Raw genomic sequence first — 3,095 nt, 5'->3', positions numbered from 1 at the left:
TCCATCCTCCGCTATCGAGACCTCTGTCACGATAGCTGAAACTCTGAAACAAAGTGTTTGCGACAAAGCCGGCGTTGTTGATACCGGCTGGCGCTATGCGAATAGTACCGCAATGGAGCCGGAGGCTCAGTGGTGCTACTACAAGAACTATGAAGTGCAAGCCAAGGGCTTGCAGCCGTCCATTGATCTCGAAGATAACGCCGATCCGGATGCTATCAGCGCTGTTGGCTTGTCGCAGGACGAATACGTGGAAGCTCAGGGCAAGTGCCAGTGGTTTAACAACATCAAACCATCTCCGCGGCCGGCGGGGAAGACATACTGAGATTCATTGATAAGGATAGCGGCGGCTAGGACTGACTCTCTATTGGCCTTCTAGGGATTGAGCGTGAGGCCGCTCCACAGACGTGCACCCGTTCAATCCGACGAAAATAAAGTCGACGATCTCCTATAGCTTGCCTACTCAGATCCGAGTGTTTGCCTTCCAGCTATCGCGCCCCATCGGCTCATTACTTGACCTCTGCCGACCTGGCCATGGGCTCTTCCGCTGACCCGGCCTCAATATTAGAAAGTTCTTTTAGGCCAGCCTGAAGCAGGAGCTCATACGTTCCATCATAGAAGGATGGCAGCCGCGTGGGATCGTGCGAGGAGGGTCCAGGGACGTCGCGATAGAGCACTCAACCGCTTGTCAAGGCGATGGAGTGCTGATGACTTGCTGTCTCGTCGTTCAGCATTCTCAGCGAGGAGGCCGTGGATCGCCACCGTCCGGGCCGCTTGGAGCGCCGGGAGGGGAGTCGAAATCCAACGGCAGAACAATCGTCGGCCCGCCCAGCTTCTCAAGGGCAATAATTAGAAGTTCGCGTAAATTTCTAAAGCCGAAGTCCGGTATGGTCAATGTCCCGAAGCACGCGTCAGATATCTCAAAGGCGCGTGGATCCCAGCAGGTGTCTGGGTGGGATGGGCTTGAAGTGCGCAAAAAGCGGCCGTGGTGGATCTCAGGCGGCGCGCAGGGGTCAACGTTAGGATCGGCGGGTCGGCTAAGTTCTCGGCAGTGAGCTACATATGCCTTACGCAGCTCTTCGGAATTGACGGTGGCCATACACGTGTAGCCGGACTCGGCGGTTACAAGAATTAAGGCTGGATCGGGACAGTTGTTCATCTTCGCTTGCAGGGATTGGCACCTGTGGCTCGTCCAGTTTACCCTTTGGCATTCTCGGAGCACTTCACGCGCTGCCTGTAACGCCTTAGAGCAGGCTGAGGCTTCATGTGAAGGATGTGCAGGGTCAATAGGTCCGCGGTTGGGATCGCTTTGTGCCTTTTGCTGCGCTTTGTCGTCTTCACGAGCTTTCTCTTCGTATTTTTTCCAAAGCTCGTTCACCTTGGCTTTAGAGGCCTTCTTTGCAGCCTCGTCCTTTCCTTCCTGAATTTTTATGTCCTCATCGATTGCTTTACCGACAGCATCGCTTGCCTCCTTTCTTTCTTTAGCAGTTAATTCGGCATAGGCTTCCCATTCTTCCTTTTGGGCGCGGGAGTCCTGCTTGTTCAGACCGAGATACTTCCAAACCTCCCCATCGCTGCCTCGCATCTCGCCTTTATACCCCCACGAGTAGGCACCGCCTTTCTTGGTTACATCCCACCCGACGAACTCCCCTTTGGACATGGTGGGATCGCCACCGGCGCAAGCGCCAGTGATAGTAGCCGGATCGAAGGGCCGGTCGCCTTGGTCGCCAAGCGGACCGGGAATGCCCTTCTCGCCAAACCCGCGCGCGGCGTCCACATGGAGCTTAGTCCCGCAGTCATCAATTGCTTGTTTGATTTGCCCCCTTGGTTCACCGCATTTAGCAGACAGCTGTAGAGGGAGCCTTCCGCCAGTGGGCCTGCTGTAGTAGCTAGTACAGAACCTATCTGCGACGCTGCCCAAACCGGTACCATAGCATTCGCTGCCACGAACATAATGGTCGCGAAGGTCGTACATAGCGCGGCGGTGCTTATCGGAAGGGGTGAGATGCGCATTGCTGCCTCCCCTTGAAGCCGCCCCTAAAAGGACAGGTCATTAAGATAACTGCTAGGCATGCCTCAGTCAGCACGGGCGGAATGCTGTAGAGTTCATCCCTCAAACCAGAGCAGGGGCCTTTAAGCGCAATCCATCGGTCGCCAGACGACCTCGATCCGTCATTGCCATCGACAGTCGTTAATTATGGCATAATGCGGTCACTCAGTTTGTGCGGTTTGTCACCTTTGGAACAGGCCATGCAAAATCAGTGAGGTGAAACTGAAAATAAAAATAAAGGTCCTTTCGCGGTGCTGGTCGGAGGGTTCTTCTCCTTCGGCTGGTCGGGCACTTGGGCTCAGTCATTGCAGGGCCTCCCGCTAACCGTGCGGCAGCCATTCAGAAGAGCCAAGAAGCGTGTGCACCCGAGAAGGCAACACTAGAGAAGGGGTTCATCCAACGGCGGGACGTGAATGGCGACGGTGCGCAGGACTACATCTTTGACCATGCCGCATTCTCCTGTGGAGGAAGCTTGAGCTTCCTCTGCCTCCCGCACCTCCAGGGATCGAACACACCGTTGCTTACGGGATTACTGCTGGTCTCTTGGTCCTGGCGTATCTCGTTCAGCCCGTATGGCTGATCATCGGATCACTCTCAACCTACAGCGGTCTCATGGAGCTTTTGCAGAACTTTTCTACCGGTCGGCATCTGGGGCTTGACGGCATGCTCTGGAGAAGCGCAGGCGCAATTTTCGGCGGTCTCTTGGTTGCTCTGCTTCGATCTCGTATGCGCTGAAACAACTGGCTCTTGGACTAACCCTACCTGCCCTGTTACTATTTCTAAGGAAACTGGAACGGCAAGCGCCCTTGGACACGGGCAAGTGGCACACAATCATGGTGGCCAGTGACGAGGAGGAAGAGCGGAAGACCGCTGCCCTGAAAGCCTCTCTGAAGTGGACCGAAGGCGACAACCTGATGGTCATTCGACTGGTGGCAGTTGAGCATGCTGAAGTGGAGTCTCGGCATACCCCAAATGAGACGGTTCTGTCGCAAACCGTTTGTTTCGGAGTTTCAGCTACTGGATAGCAGTCTCAGTAGCGGAGGAACAG

At 55.3% G+C, this 3,095-nt stretch carries 2 protein-coding genes; one reads left to right on the top strand and one right to left on the bottom strand.

The genetic code is table 11. The features are described from left to right. On the top strand, nt 1-322 hold a 322-nt coding region (locus tag DC522_RS35295; RefSeq protein ID WP_165820436.1), incomplete at its 5' end, for a hypothetical protein. A 411-nt stretch (nt 323-733) separates the two neighbouring features. On the opposite strand, the gene DC522_RS32940 is transcribed toward DC522_RS35295, so the two are convergent. After that, nucleotides 734-1,774, bottom strand: coding sequence for a hypothetical protein (locus tag DC522_RS32940; RefSeq protein WP_116532619.1), 1,041 nt, complete (start codon nt 1,772-1,774; stop codon nt 734-736). Nucleotides 1,775-3,095: the final 1,321 nt, after the last annotated feature.

It is taken from the genome of Microvirga sp. KLBC 81 (genome assembly GCF_003075415.1).
GTDB lineage: Bacteria > Pseudomonadota > Alphaproteobacteria > Rhizobiales > Beijerinckiaceae > Microvirga.
This window is presented reverse-complemented; position numbering and strand designations above follow the sequence as displayed.